Genomic DNA, 5186 nt, shown 5'->3' with positions numbered 1-5186 from the left:
ACCGGCGATCTGGTCATTGTCGAAGGGTATGAGGGCTAGGCAACCCGCCCGCCCTGCCCTATACCCCGGCCACAAAAGCGACGGGACAACACCATGCGCAGCGCCACGATCACCCGCAAGACCGCTGAAACCGATATCACCGTGACCGTCACCCTCGACGGCACGGGCCAGTATGACAACCGCACCGGGGTGGGCTTTTTCGACCACATGCTCGATCAGCTTGCGCGGCACGCCCTGATCGACATGAAGGTGCGCGCCGAGGGCGATCTGCATATCGACGATCACCACACGGTTGAGGATGTCGGCATCGCCATCGGGCAGGCGCTGGCACAGGCGATGGGTGACAAGCGCGGGATCCGTCGCTATGGCGCCTGCCATCTGCCGATGGACGATGCCCAGATCCGCGCCGCGCTGGACCTTTCCGGGCGCTCCTATCTGATCTGGAATGTCGATTTCCCCACCGCAAAGATCGGCAGCTTTGACACCGAACTGGTGCGCGAGTTCTTTCAGGCCTTCAGCGCCCACGGCGGCATCACGCTGCATATGGACAAGCTTCACGGCTTCAACAGCCACCATATCGCCGAAGCCGCCTTCAAGGCCGTTGCCCATGCCCTGCGCGACGCGCTGGAGATCGACCCGCGCAAGGTCGGCGCCATCCCCTCGACCAAGGGCACGCTCTGAGTTTTCACCTGTTCATAAATATCCCCGCCGGAGGCTTCCGCACCCACCATGCGCGCCTGGGCCGGGGCAAGGCACCGAGGCCCCCATGCTGACCGTCATCGTCGATTATGAGAGCGGCAATCTGCATTCCGCGCAGAAAGCCTTTGAGCGGATGGCGGCCGAAACCGGCGCGGGCGCGGTCATCGTCTCGGCCCGCACCGAGGATGTCGTGCGCGCCGACCGGATCGTGCTGCCCGGCGACGGCGCTTTTCCGGCTTGTCGCAGGGCATTGGGGGCCGTGCCGGGCATGGTCGAAGCGCTGGAGGAGGCGGTGATCAGGCGCGCGCGGCCTTTTCTGGGCATCTGCGTGGGCATGCAGATGCTGGCCACGACCGGGCGCGAATATACCGACACGGAAGGGCTGGGCTGGATCGGCGGCGAGGTGGTGCCGATCAGGCCCGCCGACCCCAGGATGAAAGTGCCCCATATGGGCTGGAACGACATGGTGTTTGATCGCCCCCACCCGGTGCTTGAGGGGCTGCAGACGGGCGACCATGCCTATTTCGTGCATTCCTACCAGTTCCGCACCACCGACCCGGCGCATCTGCTGGCCCATGTCGATTATGGCGGGCCGATCACCGCGATCGTGGGGCGCGACACGATTCTAGGCACCCAGTTTCACCCTGAAAAGAGCCAGTCTGCCGGGTTACGCCTGATCGCCAATTTCCTGCGCTGGAAGCCCTGAGGGGGACCGCCGCGCGTGACGGGCACGGGCAAGGGGGCTTTGCCCCCTCTGGGCCTGCGGCCCATTCACCCCCAGGATATTTTTGAACAGATGAAGCGGGGGCGGTTTGCAGTCTGCCCCGCCGTAGCATCCGGTACCCTTGGCTCAGTCCGCGCGGCTCCAGACGGCATCGCGGCAGAAGAGCAGCACACAGCCCGAAACGGTCAGGCGGTCGCCCTCCAGCTCCATGCGGGCGTTGTAGGTCTGGTCGCGGTCAGGCGCCCAGACGCGGCCGTTGCGGTAGCGGCCATTGCCCTGCGGCTCCATATCCCAGACGATCTGCCGCCCGACATTGGGCGAACTGATCACCTGTCCCGCACCATTATAGGCCTGAGTCAGCGTGCCGCAGATCAGGTCGCCGCAATCGGCAACCCGGACTACGCCGGTGTTGCCGTTATCATCAGGCGCGGTGCGCCAGTTCCCGTGCACCGGATCAGCCAGTGCCGGAAACGCAAGACCAGCAAGCGCCACCGCGCTCAGGATCAGTTTGTTCATTGCAGCATCCTCCTGCGCGCGCAGGTTCGCCAGTGTCCTCCTGCCTGCGCAGGTTCGGTTGCCCGCCCGATTCGTGCAAGAGCTTCCGTTGCGGGCGGCGGGCAGCAGCGAAAAGCCGCAACTAGCCCGGGCGCGCGCCGGAGGGATTTGCAAAGCCGCCCCGCTGCCGCTACATGGCGCCAAGCAAACAGGAGCGCGCAATGATCCTCTACCCTGCGATTGACCTCAAGGACGGCAAGTGCGTCCGCCTGTACAAGGGCGCCATGGAACAGGCGACGGTATTCAGCGACGATCCCGCCGCGCAGGCCGTCGCTTTTGCCGGGCAAGGCGCCGAATGGCTGCATCTGGTCGATCTGAACGGTGCTTTTGCGGGCAGCCCGGTCAATGCCGCCGCTGTCGAGGCAATTCTGGCGGCGGTCACGGTGCCCTGTCAGCTGGGCGGCGGGATCCGCGACATGGCAACGATCGGCATGTGGCTGGAAAAGGGCCTTGCGCGGGTCATTCTGGGCACGGTCGCCGTGGAAGACCCCGCTCTGGTGCGCGCGGCCGCGCGGGCCTTCCCCGGGCAGGTCGCCGTCGGCATTGATGCGCGCGAGGGCCGGGTGGCAACACGCGGCTGGGCCACGGAGACCGATATCGACGTCACCGACCTTGCCCGCGCGTTTGAAGACGCGGGCGTGGCGGCGATCATCTACACCGATATCAACCGCGACGGCGCGATGCAGGGGCCGAATGTCGCCGCCACGGCAGCCCTGGCGCGCGCCTGCACGATCCCGGTGATCGCCTCGGGCGGGGTCTCGTCACTGGCGGATCTGATCGCGCTGCGCGATTGCGGAGCGCAGCTGGACGGGGCGATTTCAGGCCGCGCGCTTTATGACGGCAAGCTGGATCTGGCCGAGGCGCTGGCCGTGCTGAAAGGCTGACCCCCGCTCAGCGCACGGCGGCAGCAAACTCCGGCGTTGCAGCCATTTCTGCCGCCACCGCCAGGGAAACGCCGCGCGTGATCATCCGGCGATAGACCATATCGGCCCGCGCGCCCTGCACACCCGCCGGCAGCGGGGCAGCATTCGCGCGCCGGGTGGCCGCCGACATCCCAGGCATGGACATCGCATCGCGCAGCCCTGCATGGTCCGGGCAGCCCACCAGAATATCGGGTTGCGGGTTTTCGCCGCGCGCTTCCATGGCGGCGTGGGCGCGTTCCAGCAGGCGGCATTCCCGCGCGATCTGGTCCGGCAACGCGTCAGTGGCGGGCAGCGGCGCCTGCCCCGGCAGGGCACAGGCGGTGAGGAACAGGGCAAGGCTCAGGGCGGCGGGGAACTGCATCTTTCCCTTGTATCCGCGCAAGCGAGGGGTGTAAATCGCGCCATGCTGAAGACCCGTATCATCCCCTGCCTTGATGTCGCCGATGGCCGCGTGGTCAAGGGCGTGAATTTCGTCAACCTGATCGACGCGGGCGACCCGGTCGAGGCCGCCAAGGCCTATGACGCGGCGGGCGCCGATGAGCTGTGCTTCCTCGATATCTACGCCACGCATGAAAACCGTGGCACGATGTTCGACCTTGTCACCCGGACTGCCGAGCAATGTTTCATGCCGCTGACCGTCGGCGGCGGGGTGCGCACGCCTGAAGATGTGCGCGCGCTGCTGCTGGCAGGCGCCGACAAGGTCAGCTTCAATTCGGCGGCGGTGGCAGACCCCGATGTGGTGGCGCGCGCCGCTGACCGCTTCGGCAGCCAGTGCATTGTGGTGGCGATTGATGCCAAGACGGTGGCGCCGGGCCGCTGGGAGATTTTCACCCATGGCGGGCGCAAACCCACAGGGATCGACGCGGTGGAATTCGCGCGCACGGTGGCCGCAAAGGGCGCGGGCGAGATCCTGCTCACCTCGATGGACCGCGACGGCACGCGCACTGGTTTCAACCTGCCGCTGACCCGCGCCATTGTTGACGCCGTGCCGGTGCCGGTGATCGCCTCGGGCGGGGTCGGCACGCTGGATCATCTGGTCGAAGGGGTGACGATGGGCGGTGCTTCGGCGGTGCTGGCGGCCTCGATCTTCCATTTCGGCGAATTCACCATCGGTCAGGCCAAGGCGCATATGGCCGCCGCGGGCATCCCGGTGCGGCTGTCATGAGCGCGCGCGGAACTGCCATCGAACGCCTCGCCGCGACGATCGACTCGCGCAAGGGTGCCGACCCGGAAAGCAGCTGGACGGCAAAACTGCTTGCCAAAGGCCCCGAGAAATGCGCCGAGAAATTCGGCGAAGAGGCCATTGAGGCGGTGATCGAGGCCGTCAAAGGCGACCGCCCGGGCCTCACCTCGGAAGCCGCCGATGTGCTTTACCACCTGCTGGTGATGTGCGCCGCAAACGGCGTCACGCTGGCCGATATCGAAGCCGAACTGGCCCGACGTGAGGGCCAGTCGGGAATTGCGGAAAAGGCTGCGCGACCAAAGGCCTGACTGCCGCCCTCAGGGCTTCAGATCATAGGTCACCCAGCGCGTGGCCACCGCCAGCTTGTCATAAAGCGCGCGGGCGCGGTCATTGTCGTCAGCCGTGATCCAGCGGATCATCGTCCAGCCGCGCGCGCGCCCTTCATCGGCCAGCGCCTCGATCAGCGCGCGTGCCGCGCCTGAGCCGCGCGCCTGCGGATCGACAAACAGATCATCCAGAAACCCGCCGGTGCTGGCCGAAAGGGGCCGGGCAAAGGGGCGGAAATGCGCCAGCCCCACCAGCTTCCCGTCGCTTTCGGCGACCAGCGCCCCGGTCTCATGCGCAGGGTCATGGATCCAGCCCCAGACCCGCTCGCGCATCGCCTCGGTCTGCTCCACGCGGTAAAAATCCGCATAACCGGCGTAAAGTGCGCCCCATGCGTCCCGGTCACCCGCAACCGGCCTGCGTATCTGCATTGGTCATTCTCCTGTCTCAGAACTGCCGCGTGCATCGCGCCAATCGGTTCAGTCTGAGCGTAGAGGCCATTCCCGCCCTTCGCAATCGCCCGATGCAACCAGATGCGGCCGCCCGCATTGTGACCCGCAGGGCGGTCGGACGCAGGAGGGGGAACGTTTTTCTCCACGGCGCGTTCACTCAACAGAGAAAATTATGGAGAAGAACATGCGCGGCATCCTGCTTTGGCTGATCGGCATTCCCATTCCGGTAATCATCCTGATCTACCTTCTGTTCTGATCCCGATCCCGCGCCCCCCTTCCCTTTACCCTCCCAAGCCCGTATAGCCCCCGGCTGAACACACGGGAGG

General features: G+C 66.1%; 8 protein-coding genes. 5 read left to right on the top strand and 3 right to left on the bottom strand.

Annotated features, from left to right (window positions below):
• Positions 1-93: 93 nt before the first annotated feature.
• Together hisB and hisH are read left to right on the top strand one after the other, a co-directional pair.
• On the top strand, positions 94-681 hold the full coding sequence (gene hisB / locus V7Q53_RS23010; RefSeq protein ID WP_333831339.1) for an imidazoleglycerol-phosphate dehydratase HisB: 588 nt from the start codon (positions 94-96) through the stop codon (positions 679-681).
• 85 nt (positions 682-766) lie between these two features.
• Positions 767-1405: an imidazole glycerol phosphate synthase subunit HisH gene (gene hisH, locus V7Q53_RS23005; RefSeq protein WP_333831336.1), complete on the top strand. Its 639-nt coding sequence runs from the start codon at positions 767-769 to the stop codon at positions 1403-1405.
• Between the two features lie 144 nt (positions 1406-1549).
• Here hisH and V7Q53_RS23000 read toward each other — a convergent pair whose 3' ends face one another.
• A complete protein-coding gene (locus tag V7Q53_RS23000) occupies positions 1550-1939 on the bottom strand; it encodes a DUF2147 domain-containing protein (RefSeq protein WP_333831334.1) in 390 nt (129 codons plus the stop codon).
• A gap of 200 nt (positions 1940-2139) precedes the next feature.
• On the opposite strand from V7Q53_RS23000, the gene hisA reads away from it, so the two are divergent.
• Positions 2140-2862 carry a 1-(5-phosphoribosyl)-5-[(5-phosphoribosylamino)methylideneamino]imidazole-4-carboxamide isomerase gene (hisA, locus tag V7Q53_RS22995; protein WP_333831333.1) on the top strand — a complete coding sequence of 241 codons (723 nt, stop codon included), beginning with the start codon at positions 2140-2142 and terminating at the stop codon, positions 2860-2862.
• Between the two features lie 7 nt (positions 2863-2869).
• Here the strand turns inward: hisA and V7Q53_RS22990 are convergent, their stop codons facing one another.
• Positions 2870-3262: a hypothetical protein gene (locus V7Q53_RS22990; RefSeq protein ID WP_333831331.1), complete on the bottom strand. Its 393-nt coding sequence runs from the start codon at positions 3260-3262 to the stop codon at positions 2870-2872.
• Positions 3263-3304: 42 nt separating this feature from the next.
• Between V7Q53_RS22990 and hisF the strand changes: the two genes are divergently transcribed.
• Together hisF and V7Q53_RS22980 are read left to right on the top strand one after the other, a co-directional pair.
• The gene (gene hisF, locus V7Q53_RS22985; RefSeq protein ID WP_333831330.1) at positions 3305-4066 is read left to right on the top strand and encodes an imidazole glycerol phosphate synthase subunit HisF; all 762 of its coding nucleotides are present in this window, start codon (positions 3305-3307) and stop codon (positions 4064-4066) included.
• Positions 4063-4392 carry a phosphoribosyl-ATP diphosphatase gene (locus tag V7Q53_RS22980; protein ID WP_333831329.1) on the top strand — a complete coding sequence of 110 codons (330 nt, stop codon included), beginning with the start codon at positions 4063-4065 and terminating at the stop codon, positions 4390-4392. Before hisF ends, V7Q53_RS22980 begins: the two co-directional genes overlap by 4 nt.
• 9 nt (positions 4393-4401) lie before the next feature.
• Here V7Q53_RS22980 and V7Q53_RS22975 read toward each other — a convergent pair whose 3' ends face one another.
• A complete protein-coding gene (locus V7Q53_RS22975; RefSeq protein ID WP_333831327.1) occupies positions 4402-4839 on the bottom strand; it encodes a GNAT family N-acetyltransferase in 438 nt (145 codons plus the stop codon).
• Positions 4840-5186: the final 347 nt, after the last annotated feature.

Source organism: Pararhodobacter sp. (genome assembly GCF_036802785.1).
Classification (GTDB): domain Bacteria; phylum Pseudomonadota; class Alphaproteobacteria; order Rhodobacterales; family Rhodobacteraceae; genus Pararhodobacter.
This window is presented reverse-complemented; position numbering and strand designations above follow the sequence as displayed.